Source organism: Micromonospora sp. L5, from assembly GCF_000177655.2.
GTDB lineage: Bacteria > Actinomycetota > Actinomycetes > Mycobacteriales > Micromonosporaceae > Micromonospora > Micromonospora aurantiaca.
In genome coordinates, this window is record NC_014815.1 from 368464 (window position 1) to 392934 (window position 24471).

21 protein-coding genes are annotated in these 24471 nt (G+C 71.3%); 17 read left to right on the forward strand and 4 right to left on the reverse strand.

Going from position 1 to position 24471, the window contains the following annotated elements; genetic code table 11:
- From ML5_RS01895 to ML5_RS01960, 14 genes are all read left to right on the forward strand, one after another.
- Complete coding sequence (locus ML5_RS01895) at positions 1 to 681, forward strand: NADH-quinone oxidoreductase subunit B family protein (RefSeq protein ID WP_013283602.1); 681 nt, start codon at positions 1 to 3, stop codon at positions 679 to 681.
- Positions 678 to 1409: an NADH-quinone oxidoreductase subunit C gene (locus tag ML5_RS01900; protein WP_013473555.1), complete on the forward strand. Its 732-nt coding sequence runs from the start codon at positions 678 to 680 to the stop codon at positions 1407 to 1409. Before ML5_RS01895 ends, ML5_RS01900 begins: the two co-directional genes overlap by 4 nt.
- Positions 1406 to 2731 (forward strand): NADH-quinone oxidoreductase subunit D, encoded by a 1326-nt coding sequence (locus ML5_RS01905; protein WP_013473556.1) that lies wholly within the window; start codon positions 1406 to 1408, stop codon positions 2729 to 2731. Before ML5_RS01900 ends, ML5_RS01905 begins: the two co-directional genes overlap by 4 nt.
- Positions 2728 to 3822, forward strand: coding sequence for an NADH-quinone oxidoreductase subunit NuoE (gene nuoE, locus ML5_RS01910; protein ID WP_013283605.1), 1095 nt, complete (start codon positions 2728 to 2730; stop codon positions 3820 to 3822). Before ML5_RS01905 ends, nuoE begins: the two co-directional genes overlap by 4 nt.
- A complete protein-coding gene (gene nuoF, locus ML5_RS01915) occupies positions 3819 to 5135 on the forward strand; it encodes an NADH-quinone oxidoreductase subunit NuoF (protein WP_013473557.1) in 1317 nt (438 codons plus the stop codon). The genes nuoE and nuoF overlap by 4 nt, the downstream gene beginning before the upstream one ends.
- Positions 5135 to 7576 carry an NADH-quinone oxidoreductase subunit G gene (locus tag ML5_RS01920; RefSeq protein WP_013473558.1) on the forward strand — a complete coding sequence of 814 codons (2442 nt, stop codon included), beginning with the start codon at positions 5135 to 5137 and terminating at the stop codon, positions 7574 to 7576. Before nuoF ends, ML5_RS01920 begins: the two co-directional genes overlap by 1 nt.
- Complete coding sequence (nuoH, locus tag ML5_RS01925; protein ID WP_013283608.1) at positions 7573 to 8928, forward strand: NADH-quinone oxidoreductase subunit NuoH; 1356 nt, start codon at positions 7573 to 7575, stop codon at positions 8926 to 8928. Before ML5_RS01920 ends, nuoH begins: the two co-directional genes overlap by 4 nt.
- 1 nt (position 8929) lies before the next feature.
- Complete coding sequence (gene nuoI / locus ML5_RS01930) at positions 8930 to 9577, forward strand: NADH-quinone oxidoreductase subunit NuoI (RefSeq protein ID WP_013283609.1); 648 nt, start codon at positions 8930 to 8932, stop codon at positions 9575 to 9577.
- Positions 9574 to 10344 (forward strand): NADH-quinone oxidoreductase subunit J, encoded by a 771-nt coding sequence (locus ML5_RS01935; RefSeq protein WP_013283610.1) that lies wholly within the window; start codon positions 9574 to 9576, stop codon positions 10342 to 10344. Before nuoI ends, ML5_RS01935 begins: the two co-directional genes overlap by 4 nt.
- A 55-nt stretch (positions 10345 to 10399) precedes the next feature.
- Positions 10400 to 10699: an NADH-quinone oxidoreductase subunit NuoK gene (gene nuoK / locus ML5_RS01940; protein ID WP_013283611.1), complete on the forward strand. Its 300-nt coding sequence runs from the start codon at positions 10400 to 10402 to the stop codon at positions 10697 to 10699.
- 7 nt (positions 10700 to 10706) lie between these two features.
- Positions 10707 to 12668, forward strand: coding sequence for an NADH-quinone oxidoreductase subunit L (gene nuoL / locus ML5_RS01945; RefSeq protein WP_013283612.1), 1962 nt, complete (start codon positions 10707 to 10709; stop codon positions 12666 to 12668).
- Positions 12669 to 12732: 64 nt separating this feature from the next.
- The gene (locus ML5_RS01950; protein WP_013473559.1) at positions 12733 to 14265 is read left to right on the forward strand and encodes an NADH-quinone oxidoreductase subunit M; all 1533 of its coding nucleotides are present in this window, start codon (positions 12733 to 12735) and stop codon (positions 14263 to 14265) included.
- On the forward strand, positions 14262 to 15815 hold the full coding sequence (gene nuoN, locus ML5_RS01955; RefSeq protein ID WP_013283614.1) for an NADH-quinone oxidoreductase subunit NuoN: 1554 nt from the start codon (positions 14262 to 14264) through the stop codon (positions 15813 to 15815). The genes ML5_RS01950 and nuoN overlap by 4 nt, the downstream gene beginning before the upstream one ends.
- Before the next feature lie 87 nt (positions 15816 to 15902).
- Positions 15903 to 16943 (forward strand): polyprenyl synthetase family protein, encoded by a 1041-nt coding sequence (locus ML5_RS01960; RefSeq protein ID WP_013473560.1) that lies wholly within the window; start codon positions 15903 to 15905, stop codon positions 16941 to 16943.
- 141 nt (positions 16944 to 17084) lie between these two features.
- On the opposite strand, the gene ML5_RS01965 is transcribed toward ML5_RS01960, so the two are convergent.
- Positions 17085 to 18287 carry an MFS transporter gene (locus ML5_RS01965; RefSeq protein WP_013473561.1) on the reverse strand — a complete coding sequence of 401 codons (1203 nt, stop codon included), beginning with the start codon at positions 18285 to 18287 and terminating at the stop codon, positions 17085 to 17087.
- A gap of 153 nt (positions 18288 to 18440) precedes the next feature.
- Here ML5_RS01965 and ML5_RS01970 point away from each other — a divergent pair, with 153 nt between their 5' ends.
- Positions 18441 to 19223, forward strand: coding sequence for an IclR family transcriptional regulator (locus ML5_RS01970; RefSeq protein WP_013283617.1), 783 nt, complete (start codon positions 18441 to 18443; stop codon positions 19221 to 19223).
- 117 nt (positions 19224 to 19340) lie between these two features.
- Here ML5_RS01970 and ML5_RS01975 read toward each other — a convergent pair whose 3' ends face one another.
- On the reverse strand, positions 19341 to 21467 hold the full coding sequence (locus tag ML5_RS01975; protein ID WP_013473562.1) for a PhoX family phosphatase: 2127 nt from the start codon (positions 21465 to 21467) through the stop codon (positions 19341 to 19343).
- Positions 21468 to 21637: 170 nt separating this feature from the next.
- On the opposite strand from ML5_RS01975, the gene ML5_RS01980 reads away from it, so the two are divergent.
- Together ML5_RS01980 and ML5_RS01985 are read left to right on the forward strand one after the other, a co-directional pair.
- Positions 21638 to 22207, forward strand: a complete 570-nt coding sequence (locus ML5_RS01980; RefSeq protein ID WP_013283619.1) for a sigma-70 family RNA polymerase sigma factor — start codon at positions 21638 to 21640, stop codon at positions 22205 to 22207.
- Positions 22204 to 22893, forward strand: coding sequence for an anti-sigma factor (locus ML5_RS01985; RefSeq protein ID WP_013473563.1), 690 nt, complete (start codon positions 22204 to 22206; stop codon positions 22891 to 22893). The genes ML5_RS01980 and ML5_RS01985 overlap by 4 nt, the downstream gene beginning before the upstream one ends.
- Positions 22894 to 22984: 91 nt before the next feature.
- Here the strand turns inward: ML5_RS01985 and rarD are convergent, their stop codons facing one another.
- Together rarD and ML5_RS01995 are read right to left on the reverse strand one after the other, a co-directional pair.
- Entirely contained in the window at positions 22985 to 23911 is a 927-nt protein-coding gene (gene rarD / locus ML5_RS01990) for an EamA family transporter RarD (RefSeq protein ID WP_013473564.1), read from the reverse strand.
- Positions 23908 to 24396, reverse strand: a complete 489-nt coding sequence (locus ML5_RS01995; RefSeq protein ID WP_013283622.1) for a GNAT family N-acetyltransferase — start codon at positions 24394 to 24396, stop codon at positions 23908 to 23910. Before ML5_RS01995 ends, rarD begins: the two co-directional genes overlap by 4 nt.
- Positions 24397 to 24471: the final 75 nt, after the last annotated feature.

Here is a 24471-nt window from a genome sequence, read left to right on the forward strand (position 1 = left end):
ATGGGCATCGAGGAGAAGCTCCCCTCCGGCGTCCTGCTCACCAGCGTCGAGAAGCTGGTCAACTGGACGCGGAAGACCTCGGTCTGGGGCGCCACGTTCGGTCTGGCCTGCTGCGCCATCGAGATGATGGCGGCAGGCGGTCCGCACTACGACATGGGCCGCTGGGGCATGGAGGTCTTCCGCGCCTCGCCCCGCCAGGCGGACCTGATGATCGTGGCCGGCCGGGTGAGCCAGAAGATGGCCCCGGTCCTGCGCCAGATCTACGACCAGATGGCCGAGCCCCGCTGGGTCATCTCGATGGGTGTCTGCGCCAGCAGCGGCGGCATGTTCAACAACTACGCCATCGTGCAGGGCGTCGACCACGTCGTACCGGTCGACATGTACCTCCCCGGCTGCCCGCCCCGGCCGGAGATGCTCATCGACGCGGTGCTCAAGCTGCGCGAGAAGATCATGCACGAGCCGCTGGGCCCGAACGGCCGCAAGATGCTGGAGGCCCGCCAGGCGCGCGGCGACGTGCCGGTGGTGCCGTACGGCTCGATGCCCTCGTCGTACCGCAGCGACAAGGCCCGGCGTGCCGAGTGGACGAAGGCGGTCCGCGAGGGGCGTGAGGAGCAGCTGCGGATCGAGAACTGGATGAAGGCGCAGAACCACCTTCAGGCGTCGCATAGGGGCCCGAAATGAGCAACGACAAGAACAACGACGGCGGGGTGCCGGTACCCACCACCCCGGTCGGTGCCAGCTCGACCGCCCCGGCGGAGTACCCGCCGGCCAGCCCGGCCGGCCGGGGCATGTTCGGCAACCAGGGCACCGGCGACGTCTCCGGCTACGGCGGCCTGGTCCGCCCGCGCAAGCCCATCGAGGAGGCGGCCCGGCCGTACGGGAGCTACTTCGACGAGGTGCGGGACGCGCTGGAAGAGGCGTACCCGGACTTCGGCGACGCGATCGAGAAGGTCGTGGTCGACCGGGGCGAGCTGACCCTGCACGTCCGCCCGGAGCGGATCGCCGAGGTCTGCCAGGTGATGCGCGACGACCTCGCGCTGCGCTTCGAGCTGCTCTCGTCGGTGTCCGGTGTGGACTACCTGGGCGCGCAGGAGCGCCGTCTGCACGTGGTCTACCACCTGACCTCGATGACCTACCGCCGCAGCGTCCGGCTGGAGGTGGCGGTCTCCGTCGAGGAGCCGCACGTCCCGAGCGTCACCGCCGTCTACCCGACCGCCGACTGGCAGGAGCGGGAGACGTACGACATGTTCGGCGTGGTCTTCGACGGCCACCCCGCCCTGACCCGGATCCTCATGCCGGACGACTGGGAGGGGCACCCGCAGCGCAAGGACTACCCGCTGGGCGGCGTCCCCGTCGAGTACAAGGGTGCGGAGATCCCCCCGCCGGACCGTAGGAGGTCGTACCAATGACCACGTCGAACTACGCGACCGAGCGCGAGACGACCGAGGGCAAGGTCTTCACCGTCACCGGCGGGGACTGGGACGAGGTCGTCTCCGGCACGGACCCGATCAACGACGAGCGGATCGTCGTCAACATGGGTCCGCAGCACCCGTCCACCCACGGCGTGCTCCGGCTGGTCCTGGAGCTGGAGGGCGAGACGGTCCGTGAGGCCCGCTCGGTCATCGGCTACCTGCACACCGGCATCGAGAAGAACCTGGAGTACCGCAACTGGGTCCAGGGTTCGACGTTCGTGACCCGGATGGACTACCTCTCGCCGCTGTTCAACGAGACGGCGTACGCGCTCGCGGTGGAGAAGCTGCTCGGCATCACCGACGACGTCACCGAGCGGGCCACCACCATCCGTGTGCTGATGATGGAGCTCAACCGGGTCTCGTCGCACCTGGTCTGGCTGGCGACCACCGCCATGGAGCTGGGCGCGATCAACATGATGCTGTACGGCTTCCGCGAGCGGGAGTACGTCCTCGACATCTTCGAGACCATCACCGGCCTGCGGATGAACCACGCGTACGTGCGGCCGGGCGGTGTGGCGCAGGACGTGCCGGACGACGCGATCCGCAAGATCCGCGACTTTCTCCAGCTGATGCCGAAGCGGCTCAAGGAGTACGAGAACCTGCTGTCCGGCCAGCCGATCTGGCTGGAGCGTACGCAGCACGTCGCGGTGCTCGACGTGACCGCCTGCATGGCGCTCGGCGTCACCGGCCCGGTGCTGCGGTCCGCGGGTCTCGCCTGGGACCTGCGCAAGACCATGCCGTACTGCGGTTACGAGACGTACGAGTTCGACGTGCCGACCCACACCGACGGTGACGTGTGGGGCCGCTACCTGGTCCGGGTGGCGGAGATCCGCGAGTCGCTGAAGCTGATCGAGCAGGCGCTGGACCGTCTGAAGCCCGGCCCGGTGATGGTGTCCGACAAGAAGATCGCCTGGCCGGCGCAGCTCGCCATCGGCGTGGACGGCATGGGCAACTCGCTGGAGCACGTCGCCAAGATCATGGGTCAGTCGATGGAGTCGCTGATCCACCACTTCAAGCTCGTCACCGAGGGCTTCCGGGTTCCGCCGGGCCAGGTGTACGTCGGCATCGAGTCGCCCCGCGGCGAGCTGGGCGTGCACGCGGTGTCCGACGGCGGCACCCGGCCCTACCGGGTGCACTACCGGGAGCCGAGCTTCGTCAACCTCCAGGCCCTCCCGGCGATGGCCGAGGGTGGCCTGATCGCCGACGTGATCGCCGGCGGCGCCTCGCTGGACCCCGTGATGGGTGGTTGTGACCGATGAGCTTTTCCGAAACGACTCGCACCCGGGCGCGGGAGATCATCGCCCGGTACCCGGCGGACCGGTCCCGCTCGGCGCTGCTGCCGCTGCTGCACCTGGTCCAGTCCGAGGAGGGCTACGTCTCCCCGGCCGGTGTCGAGTTCTGCGCCGAGGTGCTCGGGCTCAACAAGGCCCAGGTCGGCGCCGTCGCCACCTTCTACACCATGTACAAGCGCAAGCCCACCGGTGACTACCTGGTGAGCGTCTGCACCAACACCATGTGCGACGTGCTCGGCGGGCAGAAGGTCTACGACACCCTGGCCGAGCACCTCGGCGTCGGGCACGAGGAGACCACCGCCGACGGGAAGATCACCCTGGAGCACGCCGAGTGCCTGGCGGCGTGCGACTACGGCCCGGTGATGACAGTCAACTACGACTTCTTCGACAACGTGGAGCCGCAGGCCGCGCTCGACGTGGTCGAGGAGTTGCGCGCCGGCGGCCGGCCGATGCCGACCCGTGGCGCGCGGCTCTGCACGCTCAAGGAGATGGCGGTCCAGCTCGCCGGTTTCGCCGACGAGCGCGACGGCGCGGTGGCCGACGGCGGGCCGGGCGAGCCGAGCCTGCGCGGCCTGCGCCTGGCCGAGCAGCACGGCGTCTCGGTACCGGGCTTCGACCCGAAGACCCCGATCCGCAGCAAGGCCGAGGCCGACCGGGCCGCCGCCGAGGCGAAGGCGAAGGCCGAGGCCGCCAAGCCGGCCCCCGCGCCCGAGCCGGCCGAGCCGGAGGCGGCCACCGGCAGCACCGCGCCGGACGTGAAGGCGCCGGACGACAAGTCGCCGCAGGTGCGTACCGCCGAGACCCGGCAGCCGGACGCGAGCACCCCGGTGCCGGACGCGCCCGGCACCAAGGTCCCGGTGGACGGCCCGGCCCCGGCACCGCGCGACGCGCGGGCGGCGGAGGCGGCCGGCGTGGCGGCGAACCCGCCGGCCGGCGACGGCAAGCCCGCCGGCGACGCGGCCGGCGCGCAGGAGCGCAACCTCAAGGAAGCGGAGTCCGGTACGGGCGCGGACGGCGCCGACCCGGCGGACGCGAGCGGAACGGGGGTCCGGAAGTGACCACTCCTCGGCCGGAGACGCTGGCCAAGCTCACGCCGGTGCTCACCAAGCGCTGGCTCTCGCCGGACGCGTGGCGGCTCGGCACCTACGAGAAGCTGGACGGCTACGCCGCCCTGCGCAAGGCGCTCAAGGCGCACCCGGACGACCTGATCCAGCTGATCAAGGACTCCGGACTGCGCGGGCGAGGCGGCGCGGGCTTCCCGACCGGTCTCAAGTGGGGGTTCATCCCGCAGGGCGACGGCAAGCCGCACTACCTGGTGGTGAACGCCGACGAGGGCGAGCCGGGCACCTGCAAGGACCTGCCGCTGATGACCCACGACCCGCACTCGCTCGTCGAGGGCGTCATCATCGCCTCGTACGCGATCCGGGCCAACCGGGCGTACATCTACATCCGCGGTGAGGCGGTGCACGCCGCCCGGCGGCTGCGCAGCGCCGTCGACGAGGCGTACGCCAAGGGTTATCTCGGCCGGAACGTCCTCGGCTCGGGCTTCGACCTGGACCTGGTGGTGCACTCCGGCGCCGGGGCGTACATCTGCGGTGAGGAGACCGCGCTGCTGGACTCGCTGGAGGGCTTCCGCGGCCAGCCCCGGCTGCGCCCGCCGTTCCCGGCGACCCACGGCCTGTACGCCAGCCCGACCGTGGTCAACAACGTCGGCACCATCGCCAGCGTGCCGTACATCGTGCTCGGTGGCGCGGACTGGTGGAAGACGATGGGCACGGAGAAGTCGTCCGGCCCGATGATCTACTCGCTGTCCGGCCGGATCGCCGACCCCGGCCAGTACGAGTGCTCGATGGGCATCACGCTGCGCGAGCTGATCGAGCTGGCCGGCGGCATGAAGCCCGGGCACAACCTGAAGTTCTGGACCCCTGGTGGCTCGTCGACGCCGCTGCTGACCGCCGAGCACCTGGACGTGCCGCTGGACTTCGAGGGGGTGGCGGCGGCCGGCTCGATCCTGGGCACCACTGCTACGCAGATCTTCTCCGACCAGGACTGCCCGGTGTACGCGACCTACCGGTGGCTGGAGTTCTACCACCACGAGTCGTGCGGCAAGTGCACCCCGTGCCGGGAGGGCAACTACTGGATGGTCCGGGTCTACCGGCGCATCCTGGCCGGCCAGGGCACCCACGAGGACCTGGACACCCTGCTCGACACCTGCGACAACATCCTCGGCCGCTCGTTCTGCGGTCTCGGTGACGGCGCGACCAGCTCGGTGACCTCGTCGCTGAAGTACTTCAAGCAGGACTACCTCGACTACATCGAGGGACGTACCGCTCCGAAGCTGTCGGAGAAGACCCTGGTAGGGGCGCACTGATGACCGACGTAGCCAAGCAGACCGAGACCGTCACGCTGACCATCGACGGCGTCGAGGTCACCGCGCCCAAGGGCGCGCTGCTGATCCGCGTCGCCGAGCAGCTCGGCACCGAGATCCCGCGCTTCTGCGACCACCCGCTGCTGGCCCCGGCCGGCGCCTGTCGGCAGTGCCTGGTGGAGGTGGAGGGCCAGCGCAAGCCGGTCGCCTCCTGCACCCAGACCGTCGCCGACGGCATGGTGGTGCGGACGCAGCTCACCTCCCCGGTCGCCAAGAAGGCCCAGGAGGGTGTGATGGAGCTGCTGCTCCTCAACCACCCGCTGGACTGCCCGATGTGCGACAAGGGCGGCGAGTGCCCGCTGCAGAACCAGGCGATGTCCACCGGCCGGACGGACTCGCGGTTCCACGAGCACAAGCGGGAGTACCCGAAGCCGCTGCCGATCAGCACCCAGGTGCTGCTCGACCGCGAGCGCTGCGTGCTCTGCCAGCGGTGCACCCGGTTCTCCGAGGAGATCGCCGGCGACAAGTTCATCGACCTGATGGGACGCTCCTCGCACGAGGAGATCAACATCTACCGGGACGACGCGTACGGCGAGGAGGGTGACGAGGGGGACGTCCCGTTCAACTCGTACTTCTCCGGCAACACCGTGCAGATCTGCCCGGTGGGCGCGCTGACCGGCACCCAGTACCGGTTCCGGGCCCGCCCGTTCGACCTGGTCTCCACGCCCAGCGTCTGCGAGCACTGCTCGGCCGGCTGCGCGCAGCGCACCGACTGGCGGCGCGGCAAGGTGCTGCGCCGGCTGGCCGGCGACGACCCGGCGGTGAACGAGGAGTGGAACTGCGACAAGGGCCGCTGGGGCTTCCAGTACACCCGCGCGTTCGACCGGATCAGCACGCCGATGGTGCGCGACGAGAAGACCGGTGAGCTGCGCGAGGCGTCCTGGAGCGAGGCGCTGACCCGGGCCGCCGAGGGGCTGCGCGCGGCCCGCGACGGCGCGACCGGCACGGCGGTGCTGACCGGCGGCCGGCTGACAGTCGAGGACGCCTACGCGTACGCGAAGTTCGCCCGCATCGCGCTGCACACGAACGACATCGACTTCCGGGCCCGCCCGGTCTCCCGCGAGGAGGCCGACTTCCTGGCCAGCAGCGTCGCCGGGGTCACCGACGTGACCTACACGGACGTGGAGAACGCGCCCGCTGTGGTGCTCGTCGGCCTGGAGCCGGAGGAGGAGTGCCCGATCCTCTTCCTGCGGCTGCGCAAGGCGTACCTGAAGAAGAAGCTCACCGTGTACGCGCTCGCGCCGTTCGCCACGCGCGGCCTGGAGAAGCTCGGGGCCAAGCTGGCCCGGGTGGTGCCCGGCGAGGAGGCCGGCGTGCTGGCCGAGCACGCCACAGTGGCCGAGGCGCTGGGTCAGCCCGGCGCGATCCTGATCGTCGGCGAGCGCCTGGCCGAGGTGCCGGGCGGCCTGTCGGCGGCAGCGGACGTCGCCCGGCGTACCGGTGCCCGGCTGGTCTGGGTGCCGCGGCGCGCGGGTGACCGCGGTGCTGTCGACGCGGGCTGCCTGCCCAACCTGCTCCCCGGCGGCCGGGTCGTCACCGAGCCGGCCGCGCGCGCGGAGCTGGGCGAGGCGTGGGACATCCCGGCCGGGGTGATCCCCAGCCAGGCCGGCCGCGACACCGACGGCATCCTCACCGCCGCCGCGAACGGACAGATCGGCGCCCTGGTGGTGGCCGGCGTCGACCCGGCCGACCTGGCCGACCCGCGCCTGGCCGAGTCCGCACTGGACGCGGTGCCGTTCCTGGTCAGCCTGGAACTGCGGATGAGCGCGGTGTCCCGCCGCGCCGACGTGGTCCTGCCGGTCGCGCCGGTGGTCGAGAAGGCCGGCAGCTTCCTGGACTGGGAGGGCCGGCTGCGCACGTTCGAGAAGGTGCTGGACACCGGCGCGATGACCGACGCCCGCATCCTCGACGCGATCGCCGCGCAGCTCGACGTGCGGCTCGGCACCGGTGACGTGCCGAGCATCCGGCGCGAGCTGGGCGCGCTGCCGCGCACCCGGGTCGAGCGGCCGTCGGCGCCCTCGGTCGAGCCGGCCGCCGTGCGGCAGCCCGGACCGGGCGAGGCGGTCCTCGCCACCTGGCACCAGCTGATCGACCTGGGCAGCCTCACCGACGGCGACGAGCACCTCGCCGGCACCGCCCGCCCGCCGGTGGTCCGGCTCGGCAAGGGCACCGCCGAGGCGCTGGGTGTGGCCGACGGCGACCCGGTCACGGTGGGCACCGACCGCGGCGCGATCACGCTGCCGGCGGCGATCACCGAGATGCCCGACGGCGTCGTCTGGCTGCCGACCAACTCACCCGGCTCCACCGTGCGGCGCGGCCTCGGCGCGACGTCCGGCGACGTGGTGAGCGTCTCCGCAGTCGGGAACGAAAGGTGGGTGCAGTGAACCCCGTCATCCTCGCGGCGCAGGACCCGACGCTTGCCGACTTCGGCAAGGACCCGTGGTGGCTGGTCCTCGGCAAGATCCTGTTCGCGTTCGTCGTCGCCGTGGCGGCCACGCTGCTCGGCGTCTGGTTCGAGCGCCGGGTCGTGGGCCGCATGGCGGTGCGGCCCGGCCCCAACCAGGCCGGTCCGTTCGGTCTGCTCCAGACGCTCGCCGACGGCGTGAAGCTGGCCTTCAAGGAGGACATCCTCCCGCGCAAGGCCGACAAGGTCGTCTACTTCTTCGCCCCGGTGATCTCGGTGGTCTGCGCGGTCACCGCGCTGTCGGTGATCCCGTTCGGGCCGATGGTGAGCATCTTCGGGCACCGGACGCCGCTCCAGGTCACCGACGTGTCGGTGGCGGTGCTGGTGGTGCTGGCCTTCTCCTCGCTCGCCGTGTACGGCATCGTGCTCGGCGGCTGGGCCAGCGGCTCCACCTACCCGCTGCTCGGCGGCCTCCGCTCGGCGGCCCAGCTGGTCTCGTACGAGGTCACCATGGGCCTGAGCGTGGTCGCGGTGTTCATGACCGCGGGCACCATGTCGACGAGCGGGATCGTCGCCGCGCAGGGCGACGGCACCCGGCTGAGCATCGGCGGCTTCGACCTCGCCGCGCCTGGCTGGTACGCGATCCTGCTGCTGCCCAGCTTCATCATGTTCTTCATCGCCATCGTCGGTGAGACGAACCGGGCGCCGTTCGACCTGCCCGAGGCGGAGTCGGAGCTGGTGGCCGGTTTCCAGACCGAGTACAGCTCGCTGAAGTTCGCGCTGTTCATGCTCAGCGAGTACGTCGCGATGGTGACCATGTCGGCGTTCACCGTGACGCTGTTCCTCGGCGGCTGGCACGCGCCGTGGCCGATCACGATCTGGTCGGGCGCCAACGAGGGCTGGTGGCCGATGCTGTGGTTCTTCGGCAAGGTCATCATGCTGGTGTTCGTCTTCGTCTGGCTGCGCGGCACGCTGCCCCGGCTCCGGTACGACCAGTTCATGCGGTTCGGCTGGAAGGTGCTGCTGCCGCTGAACCTGGTCTGGATCATGGTGCTCGCCGGGCTGCGCTCGATCGAGGACTGGCAGACCCGGGACCGGCTGCTCGTCACCGCCGTCGGCGCGGGCGTGCTGCTGCTGGCCACGCTCTTCTGGCCGTCGCGGAAGAAGGAGCCGAAGCCGTCGCTCCAGGAGCAGGCGGACACCCGGCCGTACGGCAGCTTCCCGCTGCCGCCGATGGATCTTCAGGTTCCGCCGAGCCCGCGTACGAAGCGCGTGCTCGCCGAGCGGGAGCCGGCCAACGTGGTCGCCGGCCCGGACTCCAGGGAGGTGTGACGTGGGCGCGATCACCGGAACGTTCAAGGGCTTCGGTGTCACCTTCTCGCACATGTTCAAGAAGGTCGTCACCACCGACTACCCGTTCAAGCCGCCGGTCTCGGCGCCGCGCTACCACGGGCGGCACATCCTCAACCGGCACCCGGACGGGCTGGAGAAGTGCATCGGCTGCGAGCTGTGCGCCTGGGCCTGCCCGGCCGACGCGATCTACGTGGAGGGTGGCGACAACACCGAGGAGCAGCGCTTCTCTCCTGGTGAGCGGTACGCCAGCACCTACCAGATCAACTACGCCCGGTGCATCTTCTGCGGGCTCTGCATCGAGGCCTGCCCGACCCGTTCGCTCACCATGAGCAACGAGTACGAGCTGGCCCGGGACAACCGGCAGGACCTGATCTTCACCAAGGAGCAGCTGCTCGCGCCGCTGCTCGAAGGCATGGAGCAGCCGCCGCACCCGATGCGGCTGGGCGACAGCGAGAAGGACTACTACGTCGGCGCGCTCACCAACCCGGGCACCTCGGCCGGCGCCGAGCGCTCGCCGATGGGCCCCGGCCGGTACCAGGTGGAGGAGCACCCCGGCGTGACCTTCCCCGGTGCCGAGCAGGCCGAGCAGCGGTCCGCCGCCGCGGCGGGCAAGGGAGGCAAGGCATGACCTCGGCTACGGTGCTCGCCGCCGCCGGCCAGGTGTCCGGGGGTGAGGAGGTCACCTTCTGGATCCTCGCGCCGCTGGCCCTGCTCGGGGCGATCGGCATGGTGTGGGCCCGCAACGCGGTCCACTCCGCGCTCTGGCTGGTGCTGACCATGCTCTGCCTGGGCGTGTTCTACGTGCTCCAGGCCGGGCCGTTCATCGGCATGGTGCAGATCATCGTCTACACCGGCGCGATCATGATGCTGTTCCTGTTCGTGCTGATGCTCGTCGGCCGGGACGCGTCCGACTCGCTCATCGAGACGCTGCGCGGCCAGCGGGTCGCCGCAGTGGTCCTCGGGCTCGGCTTCGCCGGCCTGGTGGGCACCGGCCTCTACCGCGCGCTCGACGGCGTCCAGCCGGTCGGGCTCGACGAGGCGAACGGCGAGGGCAACGTCCAGGGCATCGCCCGGCTGCTGTTCACCAAGTACGTCTTCGCCTTCGAGCTGACCTCGGCGCTGCTGATCACCGCCGCCGTCGGCGCGATGGTGCTGGCGCACGTGGAGCGGCGCAAGGCGGACCGGATGGACCAGATCGCCACCATGAAGGCGCGGTTCCGCCCCGGCAACTACCCCGGACCGAAGCCCGGCCCGGGCGTCTACGCCACGTCCTCCTCGGTGGCCACCCCGGCCCGTCTGCCCGACGGCCGGCTGACCGACCGCAGCATCCCGGAGATCATGCCGGTGCGCGAGTTGACGGCCGAGGAGACCGCACCGAAGGGGACTGATCGGTGAGCGCGAGGAGTGCAGCGAAGCGGAGCCCCGCAGTCGCGAACGAAAGGCTGGCACGGTGACCCCGGACTACTACCTCATCCTCGCGGCGGTGCTGTTCACCATCGGCGCCGTGGGCGTGCTGGTCCGGCGCAACGCGATCGTGCTGTTCATGTGCATCGAGCTGATGCTCAACGCGGCCAACCTGACCCTGGTCACGTTCAGCCGGATCAACGGCGACCTGAACGGCCAGATCATGGCGTTCTTCGTGATGGTGGTGGCGGCGGCCGAGGTCGTGGTCGGGCTCGCGATCATCATGGCGATCTTCCGGACCCGGCGCTCGGCCAGCGTCGACGACGCCAACCTGCTGAAGTACTGAGGGGCTCGTGGTGGAACAGATTCTGACGATCGCCCAGTCTGAGCCAGCCGAAGCCGTCACCTTCGCCACGGCGGACGGGATGCTGGGCAGTGTCTGGCTGCTGGTGGCGATCCCGCTGGTCAGCGCGGCGATCCTGCTGCTGCTCGGCAAGCGGGCCGACCGCTGGGGCCACTGGCTGGGAGTGGGCGCCATCGGCGCCGCCTTCGTGCTCGGGCTCACCTACTTCTTCCAGTTGCGCGGGCTGGAGAACAAGCAGGTCGAGCTGAGCCTCTGGGACTTCATGGCGGTCGGCAACCTGAAGGTGGACTTCGGTCTGCTCTTCGACCCGCTGGCCGCGGTCTTCGTCCTGCTGATCACCGGGGTGGGCTTCCTGATCCACCTCTACGCCGTGGAGTACATGGCGCACGACGCGGGCCGGCGGCTGTTCTTCGCGTACTTCAACCTGTTCGTCGCCGCCATGCTCCTGCTGGTGCTCGGCAACAACTACGTGATGCTCTACTTCGGCTGGGAGGGCGTCGGCCTGGCGTCGTACCTGCTGATCTCCTTCTGGTACGGCCGGCCCAGCGCGGCCACCGCCGGCAAGAAGGCGTTCCTGATGAACCGGGTCGGCGACGCCGGCCTGGCCATCGGCATCTTCATCATGTTCGCCGTGCTCGGCACCACCCAGTACGACGAGGTGTTCAACGGGGTCGGCTCGATGACCTCGACCACCGTGCTGGTGCTCGGCCTGCTGCTGCTGCTCGGCGCGGCCGGCAAGTCCGGTCAGTTCCCGCTCCAGGCGTGGTTGCCGGACGCGATGGAGGGCCCGACCCCGGTGTCCGCGCTCATCCACGCGGCCACCATGGTCACCGCGGGCGTCTACCTGATCGCGCGCTCCAACGCGATCTTCTCGGCCAACGAGACGCTCCAGCTCGTGGTGGTCAGCGTCGGCGCGCTCACGCTGCTGATGGGCTGCATCATCGGCGCGGCCAAGGACGACATCAAGCGCGTGCTGGCCTGGTCGACCGTGAGCCAGATCGGCTACATGTTCCTCGGCGTCGGTCTCGGCGGCGGCGCGTACGCGCTCGCCATCGTGCACCTGCTGGCGCACGGCTTCTTCAAGGCCAACATGTTCCTCGGCGCCGGCTCGGTCATGCACGGCATGAACGACCAGGTGGATATCCGCCGCTTCGGCGGGCTGTCCAAGTACATGAAGGTCACCTGGCTGACGTTCATGATGGGCTGGCTCGCCATCATCGGCATGTTCCCGTTCTCCGGCTACTTCTCCAAGGAGCCGATCATCGTGGCCGCGTTCGAGCGGGAGGGCTGGACGGCCTGGCTGTTCGGCATGGCCGCGCTGCTCGGCGCCGGGCTCACCGCGTTCTACATGACGCGGCTGTTCGTGCTCACGTTCCACGGCCCGAAGCGCTGGACCGAGGACATCGAGCACCCGCACGAGTCGCCGAAGCTGATGACCGTCCCGCTGATCCTGCTGGCGGTCGGCTCGGTCGGCGCGGGCTTCCTGCTCGCCACCTCCGTGCCGGACTGGCTCACCGCCACCAACGGGCTCGCCGCCGAGAGCGGGGAGCACGCGCCGGTGCTGGCGCACTGGCTGCTCACCGCGCTGTCGCTGCTGCTCACCGTGCTGGGCGCCGGGCTGGCCTGGTTCCTGTTCCGCTCCGGCACGGCCACCGAGCCGCAGCCGGCCGGCGTGGTGGTCACCGCCGCCCGCCGGAACCTCTACACGGACGCCTTCAACGAGGCGGTCTTCGAGAAGCCGGGCATCTTCCTCACCCGGGCGCTGGTGTTCCTCGACAACCGGGGCGTCGACGGGCTGGTCAACGGCCTGGCCGCCGCCGTGGGCGGGGGCTCGGGCCGGCTCCGGCGGCTCCAGACCGGCTTCGTGCGGTCGTACGCGACCTCGATCCTGACCGGCGCGCTGCTCGTGGTGGCGGCGTTCCTGGCGGTGCAGGCGGGGTGGCTGGCGTGATCGACCTCAACGCGGCCGCCCCCGCCGGCGGGCCACGCAGTCACGACGGAGGTAAGGCCGAATAATGTCCAACTTCCCGTTCCTCTCGGTGCTGACCGTGGCGCCGCTGGTCGGCGCCCTGGTGGTGGCACTGCTGCCCCGCAGCCGTCCGGACCTGGCCAAGCTGGTGGCGTTCGGCTGGTCGCTGCTGGTGCTGGTGCTCTCGGTGGTGATGTGGTTCGCCTTCTCCGCCGGCGGTGACCGGTTCCAGTTCCGCGAGTCGTACCCGTGGATCCCGAACTGGGGCGTGAACTTCACCTTCGAGGTGGACGGCATCGCGCTGGTCATGCTGATGCTGATCGCGATCCTGGTGCCGCTGGTGATCCTGGCGTCCTGGCACGACGCCGAGGCGTCGAAGCGCTCGGTGCCCGCGTACTTCGCGCTGCTGCTCGTCCTCGAATGCACGATGATCGGCGTCTTCGCCGCCGCCGACGTCTTCCTGTTCTACGTGTTCTTCGAGGTCATGCTGGTGCCGATGTACTTCCTGATCGGCAGCTACGGCGGCCACCAGCGGCAGTACGCGGCGGTGAAGTTCTTCCTCTACTCGCTGGTCGGCGGTCTGTTCATGCTGGCCGCGGTGATCGGCCTCTGGGTGGTCGGCGGGAAGACCTTCGACTGGCAGGCGCTGAGCCAGGCGGAGTTCGCCACCGACACGGCCCGCTGGCTGTTCCTGGGCTTCTTCGTCGCCTTCGCGATCAAGGCGCCGTTCTTCCCGTTCCACACCTGGCTGCCGGACGCCGGTGGCGCGGCACCGGCCGGCGCCGCCGCGCTGCTTGTCGGCGTGCTGGACAAGGTCGGCACGTTCGGCATCCTGCGCTACTGCCTCCCGCTGTTCCCGGAGGCGTCGCGCTGGTTCGCACCGTGGGCCCTGGCACTCGGTGTCATCGGCATCATCTACGCCGCGCTGCTGGCGGTCGGTCAGAACGATCTGAAGCGCCTGGTGTCGTACACCTCGATCGCGCACTTCGGGTTCATCGGCGTCGGCATCTTCGCGTTCACCACCCAGGCCGGCACCGGCGCGGTGCTCTACATGCTCAACCACGGCCTGGCCACCGGCCTGCTGTTCCTCGTGGTCGGCATGCTGATCGCCCGGCGCGGCTCGGCGCTGATCAGCGACTTCGGCGGCGCGGGCAAGCTGGTGCCGGTGCTGGCCGGTGTGCTCTTCTTCGCCGGTCTCGCCTCACTGGCGCTGCCGGGTACCGCGCCGTTCGTCTCCGAGTTCCTGGTGCTGATCGGCACGTTCACCGTCAACAAGCCGGTCGCGGTGATCGCCACGCTCGGCATCATCCTGGCGGCGGCGTACGTGCTGTGGATGGTGCAGCGCACCACGCAGGGCACGCTGAACCCGGCGCTGACCGAGGTCGAGGGCATGCGCCGTGACCTCACCCTGCGCGAGAAGGTGGTCGTCGCGCCGCTGATCGCGCTGATCGTGCTGCTCGGCTTCTATCCGAAGCCGGTCACCGACGTCATCAACCCCGCCGTCCAGGCGACCATGCAGGACGTCGGCAAGTCCGACCCCGCCCCTGAGGTCGGCAGCGTCCAGGAGGCCGCGAAGTGAGTGAACTGAGGCTGCCGTCGATCGACTACGCGGCGCTCGCTCCCATCCTGATCATGCTGGGTGCGGCGCTGCTCGGGGTCCTGGTCGAGGCGTTCGTGCCGCGTCGTCTGCGCAACGCGGTGCAACTCGGGCTCGCCCTGGTGGCGATGCTCGCCGCGATCGTCATGGTGATTCTCAACGCCGACGACCGGCTGATCACCATCGGCGGCGCCATCGCGATCGACGGCCCGACGCTGTTCCTCCAGGGCGCGATCCTGGTGCTCGCGGTGATGGCGCTGCTGCTCGTCGGTGAGCGCACCGTGGAGCGGGGCGGCGCCTTCGTGGCGCACGCCGCTGTCACCGCCGAGTCGGCGGAGGACCGGCGGCAGGCCGAGGGCGTCGGTGGCGCCACCGAGGTCTACCCGCTGATGTCGTTCGCGATCGGCGGCATGCTGATCTTCGTGGCGGCGAACGACCTGCTGACCATGTTCGTCGCGCTGGAGGTCTTCTCGCTCCCGCTCTACCTGCTCTGCGCGCTGGCCCGCCGCCGGCGTCTGCTGAGCCAGGAGGCGGCGCTGAAGTACTTCATGCTCGGCGCGTACGCCTCGGCGTTCTTCCTGTTCGGTGTGGCCCTCATCTACGGCTTCACCTCCGGCATCCCGGGCCGTACGGCCGGCGTCGACTTCGCCACCGTGCACGCCGCGGTCACCGACTCCCCGTCCAGCCCGGTGCTGCTGTTCGCCGGTATGGCGCTGCTCGCCATCGGCCTGCTGTTCAAGGCCGCCGCTGCGCCGTTCCACGTCTGGACGCCGGACGTCTACCAGGGCGCGCCGACACCGGTCACCGGCTTCATGGCGGCCTGCACCAAGGTCGCCGCGTTCGGGGCGCTGCTGCGCGTCTTCCACGTCGCGTTCGCCGGGGCCTCCTGGGACTTCACCCCGGTGCTCGGCGCGATCGCGGTGCTGACCATGCTGGTCGGCGCGGTGCTGGCGGTCACCCAGACCGACATCAAGCGCCTGCTGGCGTACTCGTCGATCGCGAACGCCGGTTACCTGCTCGTCGGTGTGCTGGCACCGAGCCGTGAAGGGCTCTCCGGCACCATGTTCTACCTGGCCGCGTACGGCTTCTCGGTGCTCGCCGCGTTCGCCGTGGTGACGCTGGTGCGCGACGCCGACGGGGAGGCCACCCACCTGTCCCGCTGGGCCGGGCTGGGCCGCCGCTCGCCGTTCTTCGCGGCGATCTTCACGTTCATCCTGCTGGCCTTCGCCGGTATCCCGCTGACCAGCGGCTTCACCAGCAAGTTCGCGGTCTTCGGCCCGGCCCTGGAGGCGAACCAGGCGTGGCTGGTGATCGCCGGCGTGCTGACCAGCATGGTGCTGGCGTTCCCGTACCTGCGGGTCGTCGTCATGATGTGGCTGTCCGAGCCGGGCGAGTCCACCCCGACGGTGACCGTGCCCGGTGCGCTCACCTCGGCCGCCCTGGTCATCGGCGTGCTCGCCACGCTGGTCCTCGGCGTGGTGCCCGGCCCGCTGCTCGACCTGACGACCGGTGCCGCCGAATTCGTCAGATGACAGAGGTGATCCCACCGGGGGCCGGTACGCCGTGGCGTGCCGGCCCCCGGCGTATCCCCGTCGACGAGCAGGTCGAACGGGTGTGGCATGGTTGAGGACGTGGCGAACCCGGCTGGCGAGCGTTCAGGTCAGTTCGGCGCGCTCGGCCTGCATCTCGCCGACCCGCGCGTCGAAGCCTCCGTGCTGGGCGTGCTCGACCGGGTCGAGACGAGCCTGCGGGCGAGCGTGGCGAGCGCCGATCCGCTGGTGACCGAGGCGTCCCGGCACCTGGTCGAGGCCGGCGGCAAGCGGTTCCGTCCGCTGCTGGTGGCGCTGGGCGCCCAGTTCGGCGACCCGGATACCGACCAGGTCGTCCCCGCCGCCGTGGTGATGGAGCTCACCCACCTGGCGACGCTGTACCACGACGACGTGATGGACGAGGCTGCCGTGCGGCGTGGCGCCCCGAGCGCCAACTCCCGCTGGACCAACTCGGTCGCCATCCTGGTCGGCGACTACCTCTTCGCCCGGGCCGCGGACATCGCCGCCGACCTCGGCCCCGAGGCGGTACGCCTCCAGGCGCGCACGTTCGCCCGGCTGGTGCACGGCCAGATCGCCGAGACGGTCGGCCCGCGCGACACCGACCCGGTCGCGCACTACCTGCACGTGATCGCCGAGAAGACCGGTTCACTCATCGCCACCTCGGCCCGCTTCGGCGGCATGTTCGGCGGCGCGGCTCCCGAGCACGTCGAGGCCCTGGCCGAGTACGGCGAGATCATCGGCGTCGCGTTCCAGCTCTCCGACGACCTGCTGGACATCGCCAGCGAGTCGGTCCAGTCCGGCAAGACGCCCGGCACCGACCTGCGCGAGGGCGTACCCACCCTGCCGGTGCTCTACGCGATGGCCTCCGACGACGCGGACGCGGCGAGCGTACGGCTGCGCGAGATCCTGGCCACCGGCCCGCTGGTGGACGACGCGCTGCACGCCGAGGCGCTGGGCCTGCTGCGGGAGTCGCCGGCGCTCAAGCGCGCCCGGGAGACGGTGCGTAGCTACGCCGAGGACGCACGCGCCCGGCTGGCTCCGCTGCCCGAGGGGCCGGCGCGTCGCGCGCTGGAGTCCCTCTGCGACTACATCGCCGACCGCACCAGCTGACCTCCCGGCCGCCCTCACCCCCTCGGCCTGTCGCCGCCCGTCCGGGCTCTCGTCGATCATGAAGTTGACGGCCGCCCATACGGCGTGTCGCGCCGCTAACTTCATGATCGACGCGACGGGGCTCGGGGGCGACGCGGACGGTCAGGGGAGGGTGGGGGTGGGGGTGGGGGTGGGGCGTAGGAGGCGGGCGCCCAGCAGCATCAGGAAGGCGGCCAGGAGCATCGCCGCGGCAGCAGTCAGCCACATCGCCGGGTAGCCCGCCGCGCCGGCCAGCGCGCCCAGGCCGAGCGGACCCAGGCAGCCGCCCGCGTACACCCCGGTCTGGGTGATCGAGGTGGCGGCGGCCGGGGCCTGCGGGTGGAGCCGGACCACGGCGAAGTTCATCAGCCCCGGCCAGGCCCAGCCCAGACCGAAGCCGAGCACCACGCCCGCTACCAGCGGCGCCGATCCGGCCACCGCGAGCAGGATGAGGCCGACCGAGCCGGTCAGCAGCATCCCGGCGATCAGCCCGACGTGCCCGCTGGTGCGCCGGTCGGCCAGCCAGCCGACGCCCACCCGGGCGAGCACGCACACCACGCTGCCCAGGGTCAGCGTCAGGCCGGCCAGGCCGGGGGAGAGCCCTCGCGCCGCAGCCGAGTCGACCAGGAACGTGCCGAGGGCGTTCGCCGCGGCTGCCGCGAGCGTCGCGGCCAGCCCGATCACCACGAGCGGGCCGGTGCCGCCGGGACCGCGACCGGAGGCGGTCCGGGCCCGCCGGTCCCGTCCGGCCCGGGGTACGGCCGGCAGCACGGCGAGCGCGGCCACCGCTGCGGCCACGAAGGCCCAGCGCCAGCCGGCGGTGAGCGCGACAGTGGGTACCGCCAGACCGGCCAGCAGCGTAGCGGCCGGTACGGCAGCCTGCTTCACGCCGAACGAGAGGCCCTGCCGGTGGGCGGGTACGTGCTCGGCCAGCGCGGCGTTGCTGGCGAGCTGCCCGAGGGCGTTGGCGGCTGCGCTGAGCGCCAGCAGCGCCACCAGGATCGGGTACGACCGGGCCAGCCCGGCCACTGCGAGCAGCGAGGCGGCGGAGAGCAGGATGGCGGCCCGGGCTACCGGGGCCGAGCCGAAGCGCTCGACCAGGGCGCCGGAGGGCACCGAGGCGAGCGCGCTCACGCCGAAGTAGATCGAGACGGCCAGGCCCAGCCCGGCCGGGCTGAAGCGGAGTTCGTCAGCGAGCTGGACGGCGAGCCCACCGACCAGGAAGACGGGCAGGACGCACACGATCGTGGTGAGGGTGGCGCCCGCGCCGACCGTGACGGCGTGGCGGGACGCCGGAGAGGCGACTCGCGAAACTGTTTCAGTCATCGCGAGCACACCTTACGCCCGGACGTTTTGGCTGCTCATCGTGTCCGTCGACACACGTTCTGTGTCCGGTCTTCTGGCATCCTCCATCCGAACAGGCATTTCGCACTCGGCCGGTTTTTCATATGGTGTAAGTCCCCGGCGGCGGAGGTGGTTGTGCGCGACCCCTTGGCGGAACCTTCGGACCTGATCCGTAGTGTGTCTCGCGCGCTTCGAGTGCTCGAGTCGGTCGGCCGTGCGCCGAGAGGGCTCACCGTGAAGCAGATCGCCCGGCGCTGCGAGCTGACCGTCGCCACCACCTACCACCTGGTGCGCACGCTCGCGTACGAGGGCTACGTGATCCGGCGCGAGGACGGGACGTACATCGTGGGGTTGGAGGTGGCCGACCGCTACCGCGAGCTGGTCACCGCGTTCCGGGGGCCGCCGGCGGTGGGTGAGGCGCTGCGCCGCGCGGCGTCGGACACCGGCTGGAGCCACTACCTCGGCCGTTTCGTCGGCGGGCAGGTGGCGGTGACCGCGTCCGCCGAGGGGCCGCGCTCGCCCTACATGGAAGACCTGGTGCCGGGCTTCGACGAGGGCGCGCACGCCACCGCGCTGGGCAAGAGCCTGCTCGCCACGCTCACCACCGAACAGCGCTTCCGCTACCTGCGCGAGTACGGCATGCGCCCGTTCACCACCGCCACCCTCACCACTGTCGAGGCGTTCGAGGCGGACCTGGCCGCCGGTGACCGGCGCGGCATGCAGCTGGAGCTGGGGCAGTTCCGGCAGGGCGTGGCGTGCGCCGCGGTGCTCGTCAGCCCGGACAAGGACATCGAGCGCCGGGTGGTGCTGGCCTGCGCGCTGCCGGCCGGCGAGATGATGACATCGGCCCGGGTGGTCCGCGCCAAGCTCCTCACCGCCGCGCGCGCCATCGCCGACGGGATCGCCTCCGAGAACTGACTCGCCGCGCGCCGATCCCCGCCGGGACCGCCTCCGAGAACTGACGAGGGGCCGCCGACCTGGTGGGTCGGCGGCCCCTCGCGGGGCGGTCCAGCGCCGGACCGCCCCCGGGGTGGGTCAGCTACCGACCGGGCCGCCGTCGAGGCGCCAGGTGACCACCACGCCGGGCTTGGCGAAGTCGCCGTCCGGCCAGGTGGAGGCGGGGTTCTCCACCGACGCGCCGGAAACCTCGCCCGGGTGCTGCACGGCCACGAAGACCGAACGGTTGTCGCCGGTGATGAACGGGCCGCAGGTCTCCGCGCCGAGCGGCACGGTGAGGAACTGCTTCAGGTGGCCCCGCTCCGGACCCTCGACGGCGGTGGCGAACAGGCCGTCGTTGCTGCCCAGCGCGTTGCCGTCGGTCGAGATCCACAGGTTGCCGGTGGCGTCGAAGGCGACGTTGTCCGGGCAGGAGATCGGGGAGACCTTCGTCTTGTCGTACCCCGCGAAGTAGGTCGAGGCGTCGGCCGGGTCGCCGCAGACGATCGGCAGCGACCAGGCGAAGGTCTCGGCGGTGTTGTCGCCGCGGTCCTCGACCAGCTCCAGGATCTGCCCGTGCTTGTTGCTGTTGCGCGGGTTCGCCTCGTCGGCGGGCGCCTTGCCGGCCTTGCCGCGGTCGCTGTTGTTCGTCAGCGCCACGTAGACCTTGCCGGTGAGCAGGCTCGGCTCGACGTCCTCGGGCCGGTCCATCTTGGTGGCGCCGACCTTGTCCCCGGCCAGCCGGGTGAAGGTGAGCACGTCCGCGGCGGTCATGCCGTCGACGTACGAGCGGTTGCCGCTGACCAGCTTGATCCAGCGGCCCCGGCCGCCGAACCCACCGTCGGCCGGGAGCTTGCCGGAACCGTCGATCTCGGCGGCCGGGCTGTCGCCCTCGATCTTCGCGACGTAGAGCGTGCCCGACTCCAGCAGCGTCAGGTTGTGCCGCCGCGCCACCGAGGACTTCCCCGGCATGAACTTCTTGTCCGAGACGAACTTGTAGAGGTAGTCGAAGCGCTCGTCGTCGCCCATGTACGCGACCACCCGGCCGTTGCGCGCCACGATGACGTTTGCGCCCTCGTGCTTGAACCGGCCCAGCGCGGTGTGCTTGCGCGGCTTGGCCTGCGGGTCGAACGGGTCGATCTCGACGATCCAGCCGAACCGGTTCGCCTCGTTGGGGTGCTTGGCCAGGTCGAAGCGCTCGTCCGCCCGCTCCCACTTGCGGCTGCCGCTCGGGTGGCGCACGTCGGTCGGGATGCCGTACCGGGCCAGCTTCGGCTTCTGCTCCTCCGGCGCGCCGTCTCCGCCGACGAAGTACTGGTTGAAGTTCTCCTCGCCGGAGAGCACCGTGCCCCACGGGGTGACGCCACCGGCGCAGTTGTTGAGCGTGCCGATCACCGTCCGGCCCTTCGGGTCGGCGGCGGTACGCAGCCACGACGAGCCGGCGGCCGGGCCGGTCAGCTCGAACTTCGTCGCCAGCGCCGTGACCCGGCGGTTGTACTCCCGCCGGCCACGCCGTACCGGCTGCCACTGCCCGGTGTTCTCCACCCGCTCCAGCTCCACCACGGACATGCCGTGCGCGGCCATCGCCACCCGCAACTGCTCCACTGTGAGCGCGTCCTGGCTGGTGAAGCCGGGGAACATGAGGTCCTCGTTGGTGTACTCGTGGTTCACCACGAGCAGCGCGCGCCGACGGTCGATCGGGAGCACCCCGACGAAGTCGTTGTTGTAGCCGAACTGCTTGGACTGGGCGGCGGCGGTCTGCCGGCCGAGGCTGAACGCGGGCGCGCCGGGCACGACCTCGTCACCCCAGCGGATCACCACGGAGTGGTCGTACCCGTTGGGGACCACGAGGGTGTCGAGCTTGTTCGGCGGGATCGGCTTGAACGTCAACGCGCCGCTACCAGGGCGGCCCGCGCCGGCGGGCGAGACCTCGCCGCCGCCGGGCACGGGCGGGGCGGCGGGTGCGGCGGCGGCCGGCGCGGCGCCGGCGAGCGCGCCCGCGGCGGCGCCGCCGAAGCCGAGCACCAGCGCGCCGACCGCGCCGGCCCGGACCACGCCGCGCCGGGAGATCTCGGTGTCGACCACGTCGCCGAAGTACGGGTTGTCGGTCGGGTTCGGCACCGGGTGGTCACACGCGTTGCCGCACCGGTACAGACAGGTCATCGCGTCGCGGCTGCCGTGGCGGGTGCCACCCAGCAGCGGAAGCAGGCGAGGCCGGTCGCTCATGAGGTGGAGCCTCCTGATCTCAACGTCGGAAGGCGCGCGGGCGAGACGGCCCGGGCGCTCACCCGCCGGACGCTGCCAGGGCACGGTGAGCGGGGATCGGCCCGGACCTGAACCGGACGTGAACAGCTCCGCGTTGACCTGCGGATGAACCGTTCGGCGTCACGGCACGTATGGAAGGGCGAACGCATCGCCGGTTTCCCCGCCGCCGGAAGCGAGGTACCGCCATCAGCGACCACGACGCCCAACTGCTGCGCGCGCTGCACGACGAGCATGCCGACGCGTTGTACGCGCACGCCCTGCGGCTGGTCAACGGCGATCGGCCCCGGGCCGAGGACCTGGTGCAGGAGACGCTCCTGCGCGCCTGGCGGCACCCCGAGTCGTTGGACCCGCGACGCGGCTCGGTACGCGCCTGGCTGTTCACCACCGCGCGGAACCTGGCGATCGACGCCTGGCGGCGGCGCTCGGCCCGCGTCGGCGAGGTCTACACGGACGAACTGCCCGAGACCGCCGAGACGGTCGACGAGACGGAGCGCGCGGTGGAGGCGTGGACCGTGGCCGAGGCGCTCAACCGGCTCAGCCCGACCCACCGGGAGGTGCTCGTCGAGTGCTTCTACCAGGGACGTTCGGTGGCGGAGGCGGCGGCACGGCTGGGCGTACCGCCGGGGACGGTGAAGTCGCGTACCCACTACGCGCTGCGCTCACTACGGTTGGCGCTGGCCGAGATGGGGGTGACCGGGTGACACGCTGCGAGTTCGCGCACGACGACGGGGCGTACGTGCTCGGTGCCCTCGCCCCGGCGGACCGGGTCGCCTACGAGCGGCACCTGGCCGGGTGCGCGCAGTGCCGGGAGGCGGTGGCCGAGATCGCCGTGCTGCCCGGCCTGCTGGGGCGGCTCGACCCGGCCGGGCTGGAGCAGTTCCTGGAGGTCGGGCCGGAGACGTCGCGGGTGCCCGCGCTGCTCGACGCCGCGCGCGAGCGCAAGCGCCGCGAGCGGTCCCGCTCCCGCCGACGGTACGCGCTGACAGCGCTCGCCGCCGCCGCGCTCGCGGTGCTGGCGGGCGTCGGGGTGGGACTCGTGCAGTCGCCGGCCGAGCCGTCGAAGCCGCCGGTGGCGCTGGCCTCGATGCGGCCGGTGGCCGGGACGGTGCCGGTGCACGCCGAGGTGGGGCTGACCGAGACGCCGTGGGGCACCGAGGTCACCATGCACTGCGGGTACGACAGGCGGGCCGGGCACCGGGAGGCGTACACGTTCCGGCTGGTGGCGCACGGCCCGGACGGCGCGACGGAGCAGATCGGCTCGTGGCTCGCCGCCCCCGGTGACGACCTGCGCTTCTCCGGCGTCACCCGCTTCACCAAGGGCGAGCTGGTCCGCCTGGAGCTGCTCCGAGGAACAAACGCCCCCGTCCTGGCCTACGACCTGCGCTGACCCTGCCCCCGCCCGCTCTCCCCGTTGATCTTGCACTTGCGGCCCTTGGTGCGGCTGGTTCGCCCCTTTCGCCGGGGCGGTAAGTGCAAGATCAGCGGGACGGGGTGGGGGTGGGGGCGGTCGGGGTGCGGGCGGCCTGGCGGGTGCGGTGGGAGTGGCGCAGGGCGTCGGCGGTGAAGACCACCAGGGCGAGCCAGACCAGGGCGAAACCGGCCAGCCGGGCCGGCGGCATCGGCTCGTGGAAGATCAGCACGCCGCAGCCGAGCTGGAGGATCGGCGCGAGATACTGCAGCATGCCGACAGTGGACAGCGGCAGCCGGTTCGCCGCCCCGGCGAACAGCAGCAGCGGGATCGCGGTGGCAGCCCCCGCCAGCACCAGCAGCGCGGTGTGCCCGGCCGAGACGTGCCCGAACGTCGAGTCGCCGCGCGCCGACAGCCACCCCAGGTACGCCAGTGCGGGCAGCGCCAGCACCGCCGACTCGACGAACAGCCCTTCCGTGGCGGGCAGCGCGAGCTGCTTCTTGACCAGCCCGTACCCGGCGAAGCTGAACGCCAGGGTGAGCGCCAGCCAGGGCAGGCGGCCGTAGTCGACGGTGAGCACCGCGACCGCGAGCGCACCCACGCCGAGCGCCGCCCACTGGGCGCGACGCAGCCGTTCCCGCAGCACCAGGACGCCGAACAGCACCGACACCAGCGGGTTGATGAAGTAACCGAGCGCCGTCTCCACGACCCGGTCGGAGTTCACGCCGTAGATGTACGTGCCCCAGTTGACGGCGATCAGCGCGGCGGCGAGCCCGATACCGGCGAGCGCCCGGGGTCGCCGGGCCAGCTTGCGCAGGAAGCCGGCGTGCCGCGTGGCGGCCAGCAGCAACGCCACGAACGCCACCGACCAGAGGATCCGGTGCGCGAGGATCTCCACCGGCCCGGCCGGGCGCAGCAGCTTCAGGTAGATCGGGAAGAAACCCCAGATCAGGTACGCGCCGACGCCGTACAGGTAGCCGAGCCGGAGCTGGTTCACCGCTCCACCGTAAGTGGTGGATCCTTATCTTGGTCCTTATCGGTGACCGGCGTCACCCGCTGATCCAGCTCCATCCACCGATCCGCTGCGACCGGCTTGAAGCCGATCTTCGCGTAGACCCCGTGCGCGTCGAGCGTGGCCAGCAGGATCCGGCGTACGCCCAGCTCGTTCAGGTGGTCGCGGACCGCGCCGGCCAGCCAGGTGCCCAGCCCGCTACCCCGCTCGGCCGGGTCCACGTACACGTCGCACAGCCAGGCGAACGTGGCCCCGTCGGTGACCACCCGGGCGACAGCGACCTGCCGTCCGTCACCCGGCCGGTAGACGCCGAAGCCGATCGAGCCGGTGAACGCGCGCGCCACCGTCTCCCGCTCCCGCCCCAGCGCCCAGTACGCGTCGGTGGAGAGCCAGACGTGCACCCGGTCCAGGTCAATCCGATCCGGGTCGGTGCTGATCTCGTAGCCGTCCGCGCGGGTCAGGGTGAACACCCGGCCGAGGCTAGTACCCCCGGCCGGGGCCCTCGCCAGCCAATTCCCTACGGCTGGCCTGGTGGCCCCGGCCGG